This window comes from Streptomyces sp. NPDC059454 (assembly GCF_042749965.1).
GTDB lineage: Bacteria > Actinomycetota > Actinomycetes > Streptomycetales > Streptomycetaceae > Streptomyces.
This window is the reverse complement of the sequence record NZ_JBHYVC010000004.1, coordinates 115,964-133,840: the sequence shown is the minus strand read 5'-3', so window position 1 is coordinate 133,840 and position 17,877 is coordinate 115,964. Positions and strand designations below refer to the sequence as shown.

16 protein-coding genes are annotated in these 17,877 nt (G+C 72.9%); 10 read left to right on the top strand and 6 right to left on the bottom strand.

Going from position 1 to position 17,877, the window contains the following annotated elements:
- Positions 1–59: 59 nt before the first annotated feature.
- The 6 genes from ACFXAE_RS04180 to ACFXAE_RS04155 form a co-directional block, all read right to left on the bottom strand.
- A complete protein-coding gene (locus tag ACFXAE_RS04180; RefSeq protein ID WP_384707653.1) occupies positions 60–533 on the bottom strand; it encodes a hemerythrin domain-containing protein in 474 nt (157 codons plus the stop codon).
- Positions 534–561: 28 nt separating this feature from the next.
- Complete coding sequence (locus ACFXAE_RS04175) at positions 562–1,809, bottom strand: MFS transporter (RefSeq protein ID WP_384707650.1); 1,248 nt, start codon at positions 1,807–1,809, stop codon at positions 562–564.
- A gap of 119 nt (positions 1,810–1,928) precedes the next feature.
- A complete protein-coding gene (locus ACFXAE_RS04170) occupies positions 1,929–2,966 on the bottom strand; it encodes an Acg family FMN-binding oxidoreductase (RefSeq protein ID WP_384707647.1) in 1,038 nt (345 codons plus the stop codon).
- 143 nt (positions 2,967–3,109) lie between these two features.
- Complete coding sequence (locus ACFXAE_RS04165) at positions 3,110–3,556, bottom strand: hypothetical protein (RefSeq protein WP_384707645.1); 447 nt, start codon at positions 3,554–3,556, stop codon at positions 3,110–3,112.
- Entirely contained in the window at positions 3,556–4,929 is a 1,374-nt protein-coding gene (locus ACFXAE_RS04160; protein ID WP_384707642.1) for a multicopper oxidase domain-containing protein, read from the bottom strand. The genes ACFXAE_RS04165 and ACFXAE_RS04160 overlap by 1 nt, the downstream gene beginning before the upstream one ends.
- Positions 4,913–6,139 carry a TIGR04053 family radical SAM/SPASM domain-containing protein gene (locus ACFXAE_RS04155; protein WP_384707639.1) on the bottom strand — a complete coding sequence of 409 codons (1,227 nt, stop codon included), beginning with the start codon at positions 6,137–6,139 and terminating at the stop codon, positions 4,913–4,915. Before ACFXAE_RS04155 ends, ACFXAE_RS04160 begins: the two co-directional genes overlap by 17 nt.
- 416 nt (positions 6,140–6,555) lie before the next feature.
- On the opposite strand from ACFXAE_RS04155, the gene ACFXAE_RS04150 reads away from it, so the two are divergent.
- The 10 genes from ACFXAE_RS04150 to ACFXAE_RS04105 all read left to right on the top strand — a co-directional run bounded on the left by ACFXAE_RS04150 (position 6,556) and on the right by ACFXAE_RS04105 (position 17,860).
- Complete coding sequence (locus tag ACFXAE_RS04150) at positions 6,556–7,209, top strand: pyridoxal-phosphate dependent enzyme (protein WP_384707637.1); 654 nt, start codon at positions 6,556–6,558, stop codon at positions 7,207–7,209.
- Positions 7,210–7,272: 63 nt separating this feature from the next.
- Positions 7,273–10,974 (top strand): nitrate reductase subunit alpha, encoded by a 3,702-nt coding sequence (locus ACFXAE_RS04145; RefSeq protein WP_384707634.1) that lies wholly within the window; start codon positions 7,273–7,275, stop codon positions 10,972–10,974.
- Between the two features lies 1 nt (position 10,975).
- A complete protein-coding gene (gene narH / locus ACFXAE_RS04140) occupies positions 10,976–12,520 on the top strand; it encodes a nitrate reductase subunit beta (RefSeq protein WP_384707631.1) in 1,545 nt (514 codons plus the stop codon).
- A gap of 47 nt (positions 12,521–12,567) precedes the next feature.
- Positions 12,568–13,341, top strand: coding sequence for a nitrate reductase molybdenum cofactor assembly chaperone (gene narJ / locus ACFXAE_RS04135; RefSeq protein ID WP_384707628.1), 774 nt, complete (start codon positions 12,568–12,570; stop codon positions 13,339–13,341).
- On the top strand, positions 13,338–14,111 hold the full coding sequence (gene narI, locus ACFXAE_RS04130) for a respiratory nitrate reductase subunit gamma (protein WP_384707625.1): 774 nt from the start codon (positions 13,338–13,340) through the stop codon (positions 14,109–14,111). The genes narJ and narI overlap by 4 nt, the downstream gene beginning before the upstream one ends.
- Before the next feature lie 50 nt (positions 14,112–14,161).
- Entirely contained in the window at positions 14,162–14,719 is a 558-nt protein-coding gene (locus ACFXAE_RS04125; protein WP_384707622.1) for a vitamin K epoxide reductase family protein, read from the top strand.
- Between the two features lie 586 nt (positions 14,720–15,305).
- Entirely contained in the window at positions 15,306–16,514 is a 1,209-nt protein-coding gene (locus ACFXAE_RS04120; protein ID WP_384707619.1) for an ATP-binding protein, read from the top strand.
- Positions 16,511–16,912: a roadblock/LC7 domain-containing protein gene (locus ACFXAE_RS04115; protein WP_030861626.1), complete on the top strand. Its 402-nt coding sequence runs from the start codon at positions 16,511–16,513 to the stop codon at positions 16,910–16,912. Before ACFXAE_RS04120 ends, ACFXAE_RS04115 begins: the two co-directional genes overlap by 4 nt.
- Positions 16,909–17,283 (top strand): DUF742 domain-containing protein, encoded by a 375-nt coding sequence (locus ACFXAE_RS04110; protein WP_030827099.1) that lies wholly within the window; start codon positions 16,909–16,911, stop codon positions 17,281–17,283. The genes ACFXAE_RS04115 and ACFXAE_RS04110 overlap by 4 nt, the downstream gene beginning before the upstream one ends.
- Positions 17,258–17,860 carry an ATP/GTP-binding protein gene (locus ACFXAE_RS04105; protein ID WP_384707616.1) on the top strand — a complete coding sequence of 201 codons (603 nt, stop codon included), beginning with the start codon at positions 17,258–17,260 and terminating at the stop codon, positions 17,858–17,860. Before ACFXAE_RS04110 ends, ACFXAE_RS04105 begins: the two co-directional genes overlap by 26 nt.
- Positions 17,861–17,877: the final 17 nt, after the last annotated feature.

Below are 17,877 nucleotides of genomic sequence, written 5' to 3'. Positions count from 1 at the left end.
GGGCCACCCCACGCCTGTGCCCCGGCCGGACACGTGTCCGGCCGGGGCACAGGCCGGTCTCAGCCCGCCGGCTGTTCCCTACGCGTGCCGACCCGGGCACGCACCGCCTCGATCGCCTCCCACTGCTCCGTCGACAGGGCCGCCAGGGCGGCCGGGAAGACACCGTCCTGCTCCTTGAGGATGTGCTCGCGCAGCAGGTCGAGCACCCGGATCAGCCGGTCCGGCCAGGTGGCGTCCCGCGGGGTGCCGGCCGCGGCCTCCTCCAGCACGGCCTCGATGCGGCGGTGTTCCGCCTCGAGCGCGGCCATCTGCTCGGGGAAGTCGTCGGTGAGAGCGGGGAACAGCCCGTGTTCCTCGACCTGGGTGTGGGGCTCCAGTACGGCGCCGATCCGCCGGGCCAGCCGGGCCATCCGGTCGGTGTCACCGGCGCGGTGGGCGTCCCGGACGCGGCTGACCAGATCCACCACCGCGTCGTGCTCGCGGGTGAGGTCGTCGATCGTCGTCAGGGACTGGCAGCCGCAGTACTCGCACATGGTGTGGCTCCTCCGAGGGGTGTGACGGTCAGTTCGGCCGGCCGGCGGGGACGCGGCGGGTGGCGCCGCGGCGCACGCCGGTCACGGTGTACACCAGGGCCGCGGCGGCCACCAGGGCCAGCAGGACCAGGCCCGCGGCGTAGGAGCCGTACGCGCCGTACAGGGCGCCCATGACCAACGGCGGCAGGAAGCCGCCCAGGCCGCCGGCCGCACCGACGACGCCGGTGACCGAGCCGACCTTGTTCGGCGGGGTCAGCAGGGCCACGAGGGCGAAGACCGCGCCGCTTCCGGCGCCGAGCGCCGCGGCCATGACGAGGAACGCGATGGTGCCGACGGGCGCCAGGGCAGGGGTGAACGACTGGGCCAGTGCGCCGGCGACCACCAGGGCCAGCGAACCGACGAGCACCCGCACCGGTCCGACGCGGTCCGACAGCCAGCCGCCGACCGGCCGCATGGCCACGGCCAGCAGCACGAACCCCGCCATCCGGTTGGCCGCGTCCGCCTGGGTGAGGCCGTAACCGGTCTTCAGGTAGGTGGGCAGGTAGACCGAGAAGGCGACGTAGCCGCCGAAGGCCACCGCGTACAGGGCGGACGCCTGCCAGGTGACGCCCAGTTTGAAGGTCGCGGTCAGACGGCGTGCCAGCGGCTCGGTCGGCACGGTGCGTCCGGGGGCGTCGCGCAGCAGCAGGGCGGCGGCCACCGCGTACACGGCCAGCGCCGCGGCGGTGATCAGGAACGGGTTGGCCATTCCGTGTGCGTCGACCAGCTTGACCGTGGTGAGGGCGCTGATCGCGGTACCGCCCATGCCGGCGCCGAAGACGCCGATGGCCAGGCCCCGGCGTTCGGGCGGGAACCACGCGCTGACGAACGGTACGCCGACGGCGAAGGCGGTGCCGCCGATGCCGAGGAAGAGGCCACCGGCCAGCAGCGCGGCGAGGGAGGAGTGCCCGGCCAGGCCGAGGTAGAGCACGGGCACGATGGTGGCCGCCGAGACCAGCGGGAACATCACCCGTCCGCCGAACCGGTCGGTGAGCGCGCCGACCGGGATGCGGCCCAGCGAGCCCACCACGACGGGGACCGCCACCAGCAGCGACTGCTGGAACGACGACAGGCCCAAGGAGTCCTGCAGCCGGGGGGCCAGCGGGCTGAGCAGTGCCCAGGCCCAGAAGTTGAGGGCGAATCCGGCCGTGGCCAGGGCCAGCATCAGCCAGGCCCGGCCGGTCACGGCCGCACCGGGTGCCGGTGCGCGATTCGACTTGCTCGACGGCTGGAGCATGCCGTCCGTCCTCCCTGTTCGTGATGCGGCCCGGATCAGTCGGCGCCGCGGGTGCCGGGGCTGTGTGCCGGCGTCCCACGACCACTATCGGCCGCGGGCCCCGGTGCCGCGTTGGGCCGTCAGTCCCCGTCACCGGGGCCCGGCGGTCCCGGAACCGGGGTCCGAACGGCGTGCCGCACCGGCCGGTCGGCCGGACGTGCCGCGGCCCGTGGGGGACGCGTTCCCTTCGCCTCGGGGCCGTAGCCGAAGCGGATCAGCACCTGCGGGCGGCACCACCGGGTGCCGGGGACCCGCATCGCCTCCCGCAGGTCCGGCCATTCCATGGCCTGGTGGAGCAGTGAGGTCCGCACCCCGTGCGTGGTGGCCACCAGCAGCGCGCGTTCCAGTGCCTGGCCGGCCGCGAGCCAGTCCCGCGGCCGGTCGCCGACGGTCCACAGCAGGGCGACCTGGGCGTGCCGCTCGAACCGCATCCGCGGCAGCCCCGGCACGGGCGCCCGGCCGGTGAAGTCGCGCATCGGCATGCGTCCGGCGGCGTCCAGCGGGCGGGCGGCGGTGAGCGGTATGCCGTACGGGCCCGCCCCGGGCGGGGCGACCCAGGCACGGCTTTCGGCGGTACGGGCCTCGTCGGTGGTGTTGCGCAGCTCGGCCGCCGACGTGACCCGCAGCAGGCGGCGCGTCTGGAGGATGTCCGGGACGTACAGGTGGGCGCCCTCGGCCCGCGCGGCGGCGGCCATACCGGCGACGACCGGTTCGGGCACCGGGCGGCCGGTGAACGGCATCCGGCTGGAGTGGCGCCGCTCCACGGCCGGGTACAGGGCGCGGTGGGCCGGCAGGGGGTCCGTGGCGACGGTCAGCTGCACGGTGGCCAGCAGTTCCGGATCGTACGGATCCGGCAGCAGGTGCGGGACGGGCTTCCAGCCCAGGTGGGCGGCCGCGACCCGCAGGTTGAGGACGGCCGAGCCGGTGGACAGGTGCAGGGCGCGTCCGTGCGGGTCGGCCAGCGCCAGGGCCCGGCTGCGGTCGGCGTGCACCGTGACCGCCCGGGTGCCCAGGTCGAAGCCGAAGCGCCAGGGCTGGGTGTTGTGGATCGACGGCGCCGCCACCGCCGCGGCCAGCAGCGTCTCCAGCGCGGTGGCGTCGATCTCCTTGGTCTGCACAGTGGCTCCTCGCTGTCGGGGGAACCTCCGGTGTGGAGGAGTACGGCCCGTGGTCTCCACCCTCCGCCCCGCCGGGGGCGGGGCGAGGGGCCGCCCGGTCCATCGCCCCGCGCCGAGGGGCCCTGGGTCTTCGGCGCGCGGCGTCAGGTGGCCGGCAGGGCGGTGGCCAGGAGGACGACGCCCAGGGAGCCGACGAGGGAGACGACGGCGAGGGCGCGGGCCGGGCCCGTACGGTGTCGCGCGTGCGCGATGCCGTGACCGGCCGCGGCCGCCATCACCAGGACGAACAGGGCGAGCTTGGCGGCCAGGGTGCGGCCGTAGCCGGGTTCGGCGAGGGAGGCCCAGGTGACGCCCCTGTGCCAGGCCATGGCGATGCCCGTGCCGAGCTGCACCGGCAGGAACAGCGCGCCGGTGAGCATCCCGAACCGGCGTCCCGCCTCGGCGGTGAAGCGGTCCTTGGCGTCCGGGGCGAGCAGCCGCCTGGCGAGCGGCAGGATCACCAGGGACAGGGCGAGCTGTCCGCCGACCCACAGTGCGGCACCCGCCACGTGCGCGAAGCGCACCAGGGACCACGGTCCTACGGTGTCCACTACCGGCTCACCTCCACGGTGCCGTGCGCCCCGGCCTCGGCGTGCCGCATGTCGTGGTCGACGAAGGAGTAGTGTCCGGCCCCGGGGAACGTGGTCTCCACGAAGCCGCCCTGGGCCGGGGCCAGGTCCAGCACCTGCGCGCCACCGGGCCGGTCCGGTGTCAGCAGGTGGGCGCCCTCCTTGTACACCGTGTCGAAGACGGTTCCGACGATGTGGAAGGCCACCGGATCGCTCGGCCCGGCGTCGACCACCCAGAACCGGGCCCGCTCACCGGCCTTCACGGTCAGGGGCCGCTTCGCGTACTGGGCGGCCACGCCGTTGAAGACCCAGGCGTCCGGGGTGCCCTCGCGCATCTTGGTGACCTGGGCGGTGCTGCCGGGGGTGCCGAGGTAGAGCTCGGAGGAGACCAGGAGGTACTCGTGGTCCACCTCCTTCAGGCCGGGCGGGTCGATGACGACGGCGCCGTACATGCCGTTGCCGATGTGCTGGAGCATGGGGGCGGTGCTGCAGTGGTACAGCCAGGCCCCCGCCTTCTCCGCGCGGAAGCGGTGGACGAGGCGTTCGCCGGGCTCGAGGGTGCGCATGGGCCGGTCGGGGGCGAGGGATCCGGCGTGGAAGTCGATGCCGTGGCCCATGCCGTGGTCGTCGTTGACCAGGGTGATCTCGAAGACGTCGCCGACCGTGCCGCGCAGGGCGGGGCCGGGGGCGGTGCCGCCGAAGGTCCACATCCGCTGCTTCACCCCGGGGGCGACCTCGACTTCGGTGTGGGCGGCACGCAGCTCCAGCCTGTGGATCCGTGCGCCGGGTGCGGGTGCCAGTTCGGCCGTGCGCGGCTGCCAGCCCCGGGAGAAGCCGGCGCCGAGGTCGGGGCCGGTGCCGTCGGACGTGCCGGAGGAGTGCCCGCCGTGTCCGTCGGCGGCGGCTTCCTCCGTGGCACCTCCGGCCGTCTCGCGGACGACGATGTCCAGGGTCATGCCGGCCGCGCGGTGGCCGGGCAGGGTGCACCAGGCCTCGCGGTCCTCGGTGACCGGCCCGAGGTCGAGGGTACGGCTCCGGCCCCGGCCGAGCAGCGGGGTGGCGGGGCCGTTCTCCACCTTGAGGTCGTGGCGCCGGTCGTCGGTGTTGGTGACCTCCAGGCGCAGGGCGGTTCCCGCGGTGACGTCGATGCGGGCGGGACGGACACGCATGCCGGACAGGGTGACCTCGACGGTGCGCGTGACGGCGGTGCCGCTTCCGGCGCCCGCGGCGACGGCCGGTCCGCCCGGGTCTCCCCCGCTGTTGGCGAGGAGCACGGCCAGCACGGTCAGCACCGCTCCGGCCGCGGTGCCCAGCAGAGCGGGCCGCCGGGCAGGGCTGTCAGGGCTGCCGTTCACGTCGCTCCCCGGCCGCGGGCAGTGCTCCGAGCAGGGACGCCGGCTCCCGCCGGCGGGGGAAGGACCCCGGCTGGTAGCCGCACCAGGGCTCCTCGGCGTAGGGGTCGCCGGTGACGCCGTACGCGCGGGACCGTGAGCCTCCGCAGACCCGGCGGAACTCGCACCTCCCGCACCGGCCGCCCAGCCGGTCGGGGTCCCGCAGGCCGGTGAACAGCTCCGAGGTGCGGTAGATCTCGGTCAGGGGCCGGGTGCGCACACTGCCGGCGTCCAGGGGGAGGAATCCGCTGGGGTGCACGGTGCCGGTGTGCGACACGAAGACGAAGCCGCGGGCGGCGTTGACGTCCAGCGGGGGGCGGCGGGCCCGCCTGCCTCCGCTGTCCAGGCCGAGTGCGGCGGAGCGCTCCCGCAGCTCCCGGTAGAGCGGGCCGAGCCCCAGTACCGCCACGTGGTCGTCGCCGGACCCGGCGAGGATCTCGCGCTGGATCGCCACCCGGCGGAAGTGGTGGGCCTCGGTGGTCTTGGCGGGCACGGTGAGGCCCATGTCGTACACGAAGTTCAGTACGTCCTCGGTCTCGGCGGGGGTGAGTTCACCGAGTTGCCGGCCGCGTCCGGTGGGCACCAGGAAGAAGGCGCTCCACAGCATCGCCCCGTGGTCGCGGACGAGCCGGACGACGTCCGGCAGGTCGTGCAGGTTGTGCCGGGCGACCGTGGTGTTGATCTGCACCTTCATGCCCATGGCGCGGGCGGCGTCCCACGCGTCGAGCGTCCACCGGTACACGCCGGGCACCCCGCGGAAGCCGTCGTGCAGTTCGGCCGTGGAGCCGTCCAGGCTGAGCGAGAGTCCGACGGCGCCGGCCTCGTGCACCTCCCGCAGCCGCTCGGGGGTGAGCGTCGGGGTGCCGGACGGCGACACGGCGACGCGGACGCCGGCCTCCTTGCCGTGGGCGATCAGCTCGTTCAGATCGGGGCGCTGGAACGGGTCGCCGCCGGTGATCACGAACAGCGGGGCGGGCTGCCCGAACGCGGCGACCTGGGCCAGCAGGTCCTTGGCCGCGGCCGTGTCCAGCTCACGCGGATCGCGGTTCGGTACGGCCTCGGCCCGGCAGTGCAGACAGGCCAGGGGGCAGGCGCGGGTGGATTCCCAGATGACGATGAACGGCCGGTCGGCGACGTCCTGGTGCTGCTGCCGGATCGCTCGTGCGCCGCTCATCGGGTCCCCCGCGTCCGGGTCGTGGCCAGTGTTCGTCCGGCCGCCCGGGACTCGTGGCAGACGGGTCGGGCGGCCGGACCGTGACCGGTCCGTGCCGCGCGCAGCCCCCGTGACGGGGGACGGCGGGGGACACAGCCGCACGGGTGCTGGTTGCGGTGGTGCACGGGATACCTCCGGATCGGTCGGTGCAAGCCTCGTACACGGGGGCGGGCCGGCGCCCCGGCCGATCAGTCCCGGCCGGGTGGGCCGATGGTCCCTCTCCTCGGCCGGCGCGCGGGCCGCCGGCGTGCTGCGGCCCGGTGACCCCGTCTGCGAACCGACCATCGGCAACACCGGCATCGGCCTGGCCGTGGTGGCCGCCGCCAAGGGCTGCCCGGTCACCTTCACCATGCCCGGGAGCATGAGCCTCGAGCGGCGTGCCCTGCTGCGCGTACGGCGCCGAGCCGATCCTCACCCCGGCCGCCGAGGGCATGCGCAGAGCCGTCGCCCGCGCCGCCGAACCGGCCGAACGGCACGGCTGGTTCATGCCGCGGCAGTTCACCGGCCCGGCCAACCCCGACGTCCACCGCCGGACCACCGCCCGGGAGATCCGGCAGGACACCGCCGGACAGGTCGACGTCCCGGTGGCCGGGGTCGGCACCGTGACAGGCGTCGGCCGGCTGCTCAAGGAGAAGAAGCCGGAGGTCGGGGTGGTGGCCGTGGAGCCGGCCGAGTCTGCGGTGCTCTCCGGCGACTCCCCCGGCCCGCACCGTCCGCGGGGCCCCGGCGCCGGCTTCGTCCCCGACGTCCTGGACACCTCCGTCCACGACGAGGTCTGCCGCGTCGTCCTGCCCCGGGCCCAGGAGGCGGCCCGCAGGCCGGTCCGGTACGAGGGCGTCCTCGCCGGTGTCCCGGGCGGCGCCGCCCTCGACGCGGCCACCGCCCTCGCCCGGTACCCGCGGCACCGGGGCGCGCTGATCGTGGTCGTGCTGCCCGGCACCGGTGAGCGGTGTCCGAGCACGGACCCGTTCGCCCGACGGTGCCGCCGGGGACCTGGGTCCCCGCCGGACGGCCGGGGACCGGGCCGGTAGGACGGGCGACGGGGGCCGTTCGGCCCAAGGCCGCCGCCCCGGCGCGAACCTAAGTTCCTGACCATGGAGAACGATCAGAGCGCACGCCGGGGACAGCAGCCCGTCCCGGGGACCTGGCCGCTGGCCGCGCGCAGACTGCTGAACCGCCGTGAGGTCTCGTCCGACGGGCGCGCGGTGTTCGGTGAGGGCGACGCGAAGTGGGAGGGCTTCTACCGGGACCGCTGGTCCCACGACAAGGTGGTGCGCTCCACCCACGGCGTCAACTGCACCGGTTCCTGTTCCTGGATGGTGTACGTCAAGGACGGCCTCATCACCTGGGAGCACCAGGCCACCGACTACCCGTCGATCGGCACCGACTGCCCCGAGTACGAGCCGCGCGGCTGCCCGCGCGGTGCGTCGTTCTCCTGGTACACCTACTCGCCCAGCCGGGTCCGCTATCCGTATGTGCGCGGTGCGCTGCTGAAGCTGTGGCGCGAGGCCCGCAGGCGGCTCGGTGACCCGGTGGCGGCGTGGGCCGAGATCACGTCCGACCCCGCGAAGGCGCGGGCGTACAAGCGGGCGCGTGGCAAGGGCGGGCTGGTGCGCGCCGACTGGGACGAGGTGAGCGAGCTGGTCGCCGCCGCCCAGGTGCACACCGTCAAGAGGTACGGCCCCGACCGGGTCGCCGGCTTCTCGCCCATCCCGGCGATGTCGATGGCGTCGTTCGCGGCCGGTGCGCGGTTCCACTCGCTGATCGGCGGCACCCTGCTGTCGTTCTACGACTGGTACGCCGACCTGCCGGTCGCCTCCCCCCAGGTCTTCGGCGACCAGACCGACGTGCCGGAGGCCGCGGACTGGTGGAACGCCGGCTATCTGATCATGTGGGGTTCCAACATCCCCGTCACCCGCACGCCCGACGCGCACTTCCTGACCGAGACCCGCTACAACGGCACCAAGGTCGTCGCGGTCAGCCCGGACTACGCGGACAACGTCAAGCACGCCGACGAGTGGATGTCCCCGCACCCGGGCACCGACGGCGCGCTGGCGATGGCCATGGGCCACGTCGTCCTGAAGGAGTTCCTCGTCGACCGCGAGGTGCCCTACTTCCAGGACTACCTGCGGAAGTTCACCGACGCGCCGTTCCTGGTCACCCTGCGCGAGCACGCGGACGGCGGTCTCGTCCCGGACGGGTTCCTGACCGCCGCCGACCTCGGCCACGAGGAGGAGAACGCCGCCTCCAAGACCGTCCTGATCGACGCGGCCACGGGCGGGCCGGTCGTCCCGAACGGCTCGCTCGGCTTCCGCTGGGCGAAGGAGGAGCAGGGCCGCTGGAACCTCGACCTCGGCGAGGTGACTCCCGAACTGAGCCTGCTGGAGCGGGCCGAGGAGACGGCCGAGATCGCGCTGCCCCGCTTCGACGAGGGCGCCACCGAGGGTGGCACGGCCATGGTCCGCGGTGTTCCGGTCCGCAGGGTCGGCGGGCGCCGGGTCACCACCGTCTTCGACCTGATGCTGGCCCAGTACGGGGTGGAGCGGCCCGGCCTGCCGGGCAGCTGGCCGTCCTCGTACGACGACGCCGGCGAGCCGTACACCCCGGCCTGGCAGGAGACGATCACGTCCGTGCCGGCGGCGCAGGCGGCCCGGATCGCCCGGGAGTTCGCCCGCAACGCGGAGCGTACGAACGGCCGGTCGATGATCGCGCTGGGCGCGGGCACCAACCACTGGTTCCACTCCGACACCATCTACCGGGCGTTCCTGGCGCTGATCACCATGACCGGCTGCCAGGGCGTCAACGGCGGCGGCTGGGCGCACTACGTCGGCCAGGAGAAGGTGCGTCCGGTCACGGGCCTGCAGCACCTGGCCTTCGCCTTCGACTGGCAGCGGCCCACCCGGCACATGGCCGGCACCTCCTACTGGTACCTCAACTCCGACCAGTGGCGGTACGAGGCGTTCAGCGCGGACGAGCTGGCCTCCCCGCTGGGGAAGGGGAAGCTCACCGGCAAGACGTTCGCCGACTGCCTGGCGCAGGCCGTGCGGCTGGGCTGGACGCCCGGTCACCCCGGCTTCGACCGCAACCCCCTCGACCTGGCGGACGAGGCGGCCGCACAGGGGCGCCCGGTCGCCGAGCACATCGTGGACGAGCTGAAGTCGGGGCGGCTGCGGTTCGCCGCCGAGGACCCCGACGACCCGGCCAACTTCCCGCGCGTGCTGACGGTGTGGCGGGCGAACCTGCTGGGTTCCTCCGGCAAGGGCAACGAGTACTTCCTGCGGCACCTGCTGGGTACCGACGCGGCGGTCCGCTCCGGGGAGACCCCGCCGGAATCCCGGCCGAAGGAGGTGGTGTGGCGGGAAGAGGCGCCCGAGGGCAAGCTCGACCTGCTGGTCACCATGGACTTCCGGATGACCTCCACCGGTCTGCTCTCCGACGTCGTCCTGCCGGCCGCGACCTGGTACGAGAAGGACGACCTGTCCAGCACGGACATGCACCCCTTCGTGCACGCCTTCACCCCGGCCATCGCCCCGCCCTGGCAGGCCCGCACCGACTACGACACCTTCCTCACCATCGCCGACAGGTTCAGCGAGCTGGCCGCCGGGCACCTGGGCAAGCGCACCGACGTCCTGGCGGTACCGCTGCTGCACGACACCCCCGACGAACTCGCCCAGCCCGGCGGGGTCGTGCGGGACTGGAAGACCGGCGAGTGCGAGCCGATTCCCGGACGCACCATGCCCAAGCTGGTGGTCGTCGAGCGGGACTACGCGGCCACCGCGCAGAAGATGCGGGCCGTCGGCCCGCTCCTCGACACCCTGGGCACCACGACCAAGGGCGTCACCGTCCACCCCGACCGGGAGATCGAGGACCTGCGCAGGCGCTGCGGGACCGTCCGCGAGGGCGTGGCCGCCGGCCGGCCGTCGCTGGCCACCGCCTCCGACATGTGCGAGGCGATCCTCGCCCTGTCCGGCACCACCAACGGCCGCCTCGCCACCGAGGGCTTCCGCGAGCTGGAGCGGCAGACCGGCAGCAAGGGCCTGGTGGAACTCGCCTCCGAACGCGAGGCCGAGCGGATCACCTTCGCCGACACCCGCACCCAGCCGCGTTCGGTGATGACCTCCTACGAGTGGTCGGGTTCGGAGACCGGCGGGCGGCGCTACTCGCCGTTCGTCATCAACACCGAGCACAAGAAGCCCTGGCACACCCTCACCGGCCGCCAGCACTTCTTCGTCCAGCACGACTGGATGACCGAACTCGGCGAGCAACTGCCCGTCTACCGGCCCCCGCTGAACACCCCACGGCACTACGGCGACGAGCAGCTGCACGAGGACGGGCGGGCCGAGGTCACGGTCCGCTACCTGACCCCGCACTCGAAGTGGTCCATCCACTCCAACTACCAGGACAACAAGCACATGCTCGACCTGTCCCGCGGCGGCCCGGTCATCTGGATGTCGCTCCAGGACGCCGAGAAGATCGGCGTCAAGGACAACGAGTGGATCGAGGCGTACAACCGCAACGGTGTCGTCGCCTGCCGGGCCGTGGTCACCCACCGGATGCCCGAGGGGACCGTGTACATGTACCACGCCCAGGACCGCAACGTGAACGTGCCGAAGACCGAGGTCGGCGGCAAGCGCGGCGGCATGCACAACTCACTGACCCGCCTGCTGCTCAAGCCGACCCACCTCGCCGGCGGCTACGCCCAGTTCACCTACGCCTTCAACTACTACGGCCCGACCGGCAACCAGCGCGACGAGGTCACCGTCATCCGCCGCCGCAGCCAGCAAGTGGAGTACTGAGATGCGCGTCATGGCCCAGATCGCGATGGTGATGAACCTCGACAAGTGCATCGGGTGCCACACCTGCTCGGTCACCTGCAAGCAGACGTGGACCAACCGCACCGGTGTCGAGTACGCCTGGTTCAACAACGTCGAGACCAAGCCCGGTGTCGGCTACCCCCGCCGCTACGAGGACCAGGAGCAGTGGAAGGGCGGCTGGATGCTCGACAGGCGCGGCCGGCTGGTGCTGCGCTCCGGGGGCCGGGTCAAGCGGCTGCTGTCGCTGTTCTCCAACCCCGACCTGCCGTCCCTGGAGGACTACTACGAGCCGGTCACCTACGACTACGACAACCTCATCAGCGCCCCCGCCGGGCCCGACATGCCGGTCGCCCGGCCCCGCTCGGTCCTCACCGGCAAGCCCACCGAGATCGCCTGGGGCGCCAACTGGGAGGACGGCCTCGGCGGCGCCCCCGAGAACGCCGGCGCCGACCCCAACCTGTCGGGCGAGTGGGCGCAGAAGGTCAAGTTCGAGTTCGAGCAGACCTTCCTCTTCCACCTCCCCCGGCTGTGCGAGCACTGCCTCAACCCGGCCTGCGTGTCGGCCTGCCCGTCCGGCGCGATGTACAAGCGGGTGGAGGACGGCATCGTCCTGGTCGACCAGGACAAGTGCCGCGGCTGGCGGATGTGCGTGACGGCGTGCCCGTACAAGAAGGTGTACGTCAACCACGCCACCGGCAAGGCCGAGAAGTGCACCTTCTGCTTCCCGCGCGTCGAGGCCGGCCAGCCCACCGTCTGCTCCGAGACCTGCGTCGGCCGGCTGCGCTACCTCGGCCTGCTGCTCTACGACGCCGACCGGGTCGGCGAGGCGGCGGCCACGCCCGACGAGAAGGACCTGCTGGACGCCCAGCGCGACGTGTTCCTCGACCCCTTCGACCCCGAAGTCATAGCCGCCGCACGGGAGTCGGGCATCCCCGAGGACTGGCTGGACGCGGCCCGCCGCTCCCCGGTGTACGCCCTGGTGTCGAAGTACAAGGTGGCGCTGCCGCTGCACCCGGAGTACCGCACGCTGCCGATGGTCTGGTACGTGCCGCCGCTCTCCCCGGTGCTCGACGCCGTCGACGCGGCCGGCGGCGACCAGGACGACCCGGACCACGTGTTCGCCGCCGTCACCCGGCTGCGCATCCCGCTGGAGTACCTGGCGGAGCTGTTCACCGCCGGGGACACCGACGTGGTCGGCGGGGTCCTGATGAAGCTCACCGCGCTCCGCTCGTACATGCGCGGGATCACGCTCGGCGAGGAGGGCGACGAGGCCGTCATCAAGGCGGCCGGGCTCACCGCGCGGGAGGCCGAGGACCTGCACCGGCTGCTCGCGGTCGCCAAGTACGAGGACCGCTACGTCGTCCCCGCCGCGCACAAGGAGGACGCCGCCGCCCTGACCGCCATGGAGAACCGCTGCCCCGTCGAGTCCTCCGGCGACCCCCAGCCCTCCGACGGCCGCCGCGTGATGCTCGGCATCCCCACCCTGCGCCGCCGTACGTCCGACACCCCCGCCGGAGGCCACCTGTGACCCCGCCGCCCTCCCCCGGTGCCCGACGCCCGGGGGGACCCCCCTCCGTGCCCGGGATCGTCCGTACCAAGGTCCGGGCCGCCCTGCGCCGCCCGGACCGGACGCCCCGCACCGCACCGCTCACCCCCGAGGAGACGGAGCAACGGGCGCTGCTGCTGCGGCTGATGTCGCTGCTGCTCCAGTATCCGGACGCCGGCCTCACCGCCGCCCGGCCGGTGCTCACCGCCACCGTCGGGGCGCTGCCGCCCTCACCGGCGGCCGGGCACCTGGCCGAGTTCACCGACTGGTTCGCCGGACAGGAGCCGGACGCGCTGGAGCGGCACTACGTCGAGGCGTTCGACCTGCGCCGCCGCAGCAGCCTGTACCTCACCTACTACCTGCACGGCGACACCCGCCGCCGCGGTATGGCCCTGCTCACCCTCGCCCAGCGGTACCGCGCGGCCGGCTGGGACACCGACGGCGGTGAACTCCCCGACCACCTCCCGGTCGTCCTCGAGTTCGCCGCGCTGACCGGGTCCGGCAAGGGCGAGGCCCCGCTGCGCCAGCACCGGCGCGGCATCGAACTGGTCCACCGTGCCCTGGCCGACGCGGACTCGCCGTACCGGCACGTCCTGGCCGCGCTGATCACGCTGCTGCCGCCGCCCACCGAGGCCGATCTGCGGGCGGTGGCCGAGCTGGCCGCGCAGGGGCCGCCGAACGAGGACGTCGGCCTCGACCCGTACGGGGCCGGCGAGTTCGCGCCGCCGGGCGCGTTCGTCCCGCCCGAGCAGGCCCCGCCCACCTTCGTACCGCCCCTGACGACCCCGGAAGGCCACCGATGAGCACCGCCGACGTCCCGCTCGCCGCCTCCGCCGACGGCTTCGACCTCCTGCTGTGGGTCGCCGTCCCCTACGTCTGCCTCGCGGTGTTCGCCGTCGGGCACGTCTGGCGCTACCGCCAGGACCAGTTCGGCTGGACCTCGCGCACCAGCCAGCTCCTGGAGCACCGGTGGCTGCGCTGGGGCAGCCCGCTGTTCCACCTCGGCACGTTCATGGTGATCGCCGGGCACGTCGCCGGCCTGGCGGTGCCGGCCTCGTGGACCGAGGCCGCCGGCGTCGACGAGCACATGTACCACACCGTCGCCGTGTGGGGAGGCTCGGTCGCCGGGGTCGCCATGGTCACCGGCCTCGGCATGCTGTGCGCCCGCCGGCTGCTGAGCCGCCGGATCCGGCTCGGCACCGACCGCAGCGACAAGGTGCTCCTCCCGCTGCTGTCGGCCACCGTGCTGCTCGGCATCACCGCCACCGCCGCCCACAACGTCTTCGGCGCCGGTTACGACTACCGCTCCACCGTCTCGGTGTGGTTCCGCGGGCTGTTCGCCCTCTCCCCCGAGCCCGGGGCGATCGCCGGTGCCCCGCTGCTGTTCCAGCTCCACGCCCTCACCGCCTGCCTGCTCTTCGCCGCCTGGCCGTTCACCCGTCTCGTCCATGTGTGGAGCGCGCCGGTCGGCTATCTCGTACGCCCGTACGTGGTCTACCGGCGGCGCACGGCGGCCGGGGCACCGCGGCGTCCGGGCGCCGGCACCGCGCCGGGCGGGCGGCGGGCCGTATGAGCGGGGCGGCCGGCACGACGACGGCACCGGAAAGGCGCATCGGCTGGCTCATGACGCTGACCGGGGCCGTCGGCTGGCTCGCCTCCCTGCGCCTCGCGATCGACGACTGGCGGCTGCTCAAGGACCCCGGCTACGTGCCGTCGTGCGACATCAGCCCGGTGGTGGGCTGCGGAAGCGCCATGGCGAGCCCGCAGGGGAACCTGCTGGGCTTCCCCAACATGCTGATCGGCCTGGGCGCCTTCGCCGCGGTGGCCGTCCTCGGTGTGACCGTGCTGACGGGAGCGCGGCTGCACCGGGCGCTGTGGCTGACGCTGAACGGCGGGGCGCTGGCAGCGGTGGGGTTCGTCCACTGGCTGATCTGGCAGTCGCTGTACGAACTCAACCGCCTCTGCCCGTACTGCGCCGTCGTCTGGGTCGTGACCATCGCCCTGTTCTGGTACGTGACCCTGCGCAACTGGGCGCACGGTGTCCTTCCCGTGCCCCGGCGCGGTCGCGCCGCCCTGGACCTGGTCCTGGAGAGCCACTGGCTGCTGCTGGCCGGCTGGTACGGCATGGTCGGGCTGCTCGTCCTGACCCGTTTCCGGACGTACTGGAGCGGCTTGTTGTAGCCGGGTCCGCCGGTGTCGGCGGCGACACCGTGCGCACGCGTCATCATGCTGCTCATGAGTGACCCCGAACACACCAGCCCGGCCGGCGGCGGCAGGCCGGCGCGCGGCCGGAGGCCTACGGCCGGCGTGACCCGGCGGAACCGGCCCCGTCCGGCTGCCTGCCGGGCGGGGCGCCTACGCCCCGTTTCCGTGGTGTCCATGCGGCCGCCAGGTGCCGTTGGTGCTGCACGGATTCCACTGCCGCCGGATCCCATATCACCGGTTTGTCGTGGCATGCGGGGGACATGTCGCAACGGTGGCACCGGTTTCCCGGGGCCGTACGGCGGTGTGGTGTGTGGGTCTCGTGAGGGTCACCAAGTGACCCACTGAACAAGCGGGTTGCCGCTACCGACCTGATAAGATCATCGAACTTTCAGTAGGCTGGCGGCGCGTCATGAACGCGTACGGGGGACAGTCTCTAAGGCCCCATCGCTGAGGAGTTGAGGCTTGGTCCGCCGTGGGCCCGCGCCGTTCGACGGCCCGGATCCGTCCCACACATGCGCGAATCTGCCGAACTCCCGGCGCGATGCGACTTGAAGAGAGTCTCATGACGTCATTGACCGGGGATCCACTGCTGTGGATCCTGCTTGTGGTGCTCGTCGCTGCGGTGTTCGCAGTGCAGCGGGCCCGGAGAACCAATCTGGCGCTCCGAAGAACAAAGAAGGATTTGGAGACCCAACTGGGCCAGTCCCAGGGCCGGATCAACCAGCTCCAGGGGCACATCACCACCCTGGACACCCAGCACGGCAATGACCTCGCGGACGTCCGGGCGGACGCTGAGTCGTCGACCAAGGCGGTGCTGAAGTCGGCGATGGGCACGCTCCAGTCGCTCGCCGAGGAGCAGCAGCTACTGCTGGACGGGCTGTTGCAGAAGTACGGCAACGACACCGAGGTGCTGGCGGACCTGATGTCGGTGGACCACACCGGCAGCCAGTTCAGCCGCCGGGCCAAGGGCATCTCGGTGCTGTGCGGCGGATGGCTGGGCCGGCGCGAAGGGCTGGCGACCGTCTACGACGTGGCCCGCAGCGCGCAGGGCCGCATCAAGGACTTCAACCGGGTGAGCATCCACGCGCAGGCCAGCGTCGCCGTCACCAGCAAGGCCGTCGAGCCGGTGGCGATGGTGCTCGCCGAGCTGCTGGACAACGCGACCACGTACAGCGCTCCGGGCACACCCGTCGAGGTCAACATCCAGGCCGTGCCGACGGGCGTGTGCTTCATCGTCGACGACGCCGGTCTGGGCATGGACCAGGAGACCAAGGACCGGGCGGCGACGCTGCTGTCCGCCGACGGTCCCGTCGACATCACCGGTCTCGGGGACCCGCCCCGGTTCGGGTTCGCGGTGTGCGGCATGCTCGCCGCCCGGTACGGCTTCGCCGTCTCCGTCGGTTCGGTGTCCCCCTACGGCGGAGTACGCGCAGTGATCCGAGTGCCGGAGAGCCTTCTGGCGGCCGAGGCCGTCACCCCCGCCGAACCCGTCCAGGAGCCCGTGGGCCAGGATCGGGAGAGCGCCCCGCAGCGGCTGGCGCCCGTCCCGGTCGGCCCTTCCCACGTGGTGGGCACGACGACCGGCGGGCTGCCCAAGCGCCGCCGGCGCCAGGGGCCCATCTCGGTGGTGCCGGCCCCGGAGGACACGGCCGGCACCGATCAGCAGACGTCCGAGTCGGCCGGTGAGGTGACCGCGTCGCGCCTGGGGGCGTTCGCGCGCGGCACCCAGCTCGGTCGGACCAACACCACGGAAGGACCTGACCACCAGTGAACACCGACCTGTCGTGGGTGCTGAACGACGTGCTCGAGGTGCGTGGCGCCCGCCACGCGGTCCTCGTCTCGGGTGACGGCCTGCTGCTGCAGCGTTCGGACGAGATCTCACGCGACGACGCCGAGACGAACGCCGCCGCGATGAGCTCCATGCAGTCCCTGAGCCGGGCGGTCGCCGGTTTCGTCGGGGCGGGGCACGGCATCTGGAAGCAGACGCTGCTGGAGTACGACGGCGGCTGGATCTTCCTCATCGCGGCCGGGCAGGGCGCCTACCTGGCCGTCTCGGCGGCACTGGACGTCGACATGGAGGCCATGTCGTTCCGCATGCAGAAGACGGTGGCGGCGCTGAGCAAGGCGATGAGCGTGGCCCCGCGCTCGGACAACGGTGTCGGCGTATGACGACGCCCGGCGAGGAAGCACCCGTCACCAGTGACTTCGTCCGCTCCTACGTCATCACGGGCGGCCGGAGCCTGCCGTCCTCGGACGAACTGGCGCTGCACACCTTGGTCACCCTGGCTCCCGAGCGGACGCTTCCGCTGGGGGCCGGCCCCGAGGTCAGGGCGATCTGGGAGCTGTGCGCGGGCGGCTACCTGTCGGTCGCCGAGGTGGCGGGCCACCTCGGCCTGCCCGTCGGGGTGGCCCGGCTGCTGCTCACCGATTTAGCGGAGCAGGGACACCTGCTGCGCCGGGCCGAGCCGCCCCGGGCCCAGAACGTTGACAGAGCGACCCTCGAGAAGGTTCTGAATGGACTCCAATCCCTCATCGGCTGAGACGGCACAGAGGTCCATCTACGTCTCCAGCGCGGTGACCAACGCCGCCAAGATCCTTGTCGTCGGGCATTTCGCCGTGGGCAAGACGACCTTCATCGGCTCGCTGTCGGAGATCACTCCGCTGCGCACCGAGGAGAAGATGACCCAGGCGTCCGTCCACGTCGACGACCTGCGGGGCGTGGCGGACAAGACCACCACCACGGTCGCCCTGGACTTCGGCCGTCTCACCCTGAGCGACGACCTGGTGCTGTACCTGTTCGGCACCCCGGGACAGCAGCGCTTCATGCAGCTGTGGGAGGACATGGCCCGCGGCGCGCTCGGGGCCCTGCTCCTGGTCGACCCGGGACGCCTTGAGGAGACCTTCCCGGTCATCGACCTCATCGAGCGGTACGGCCTGGAGTACGCCATCGCCGTCAACTGCTTCGACCCCGCCGCCACCTACGGCGAGGCCGAGGTGCGCGAGGCGCTCGACCTGCTCCCGGACACCCCTGTCGTCTACTGCGACGCCCGTGACCAGCAGTCGTCCGCCAAGGCGCTGATCGCACTGGTGAGACACCTGCTCGAGCGCGCCGCCTGACCGCCGCGCGCCCGCCC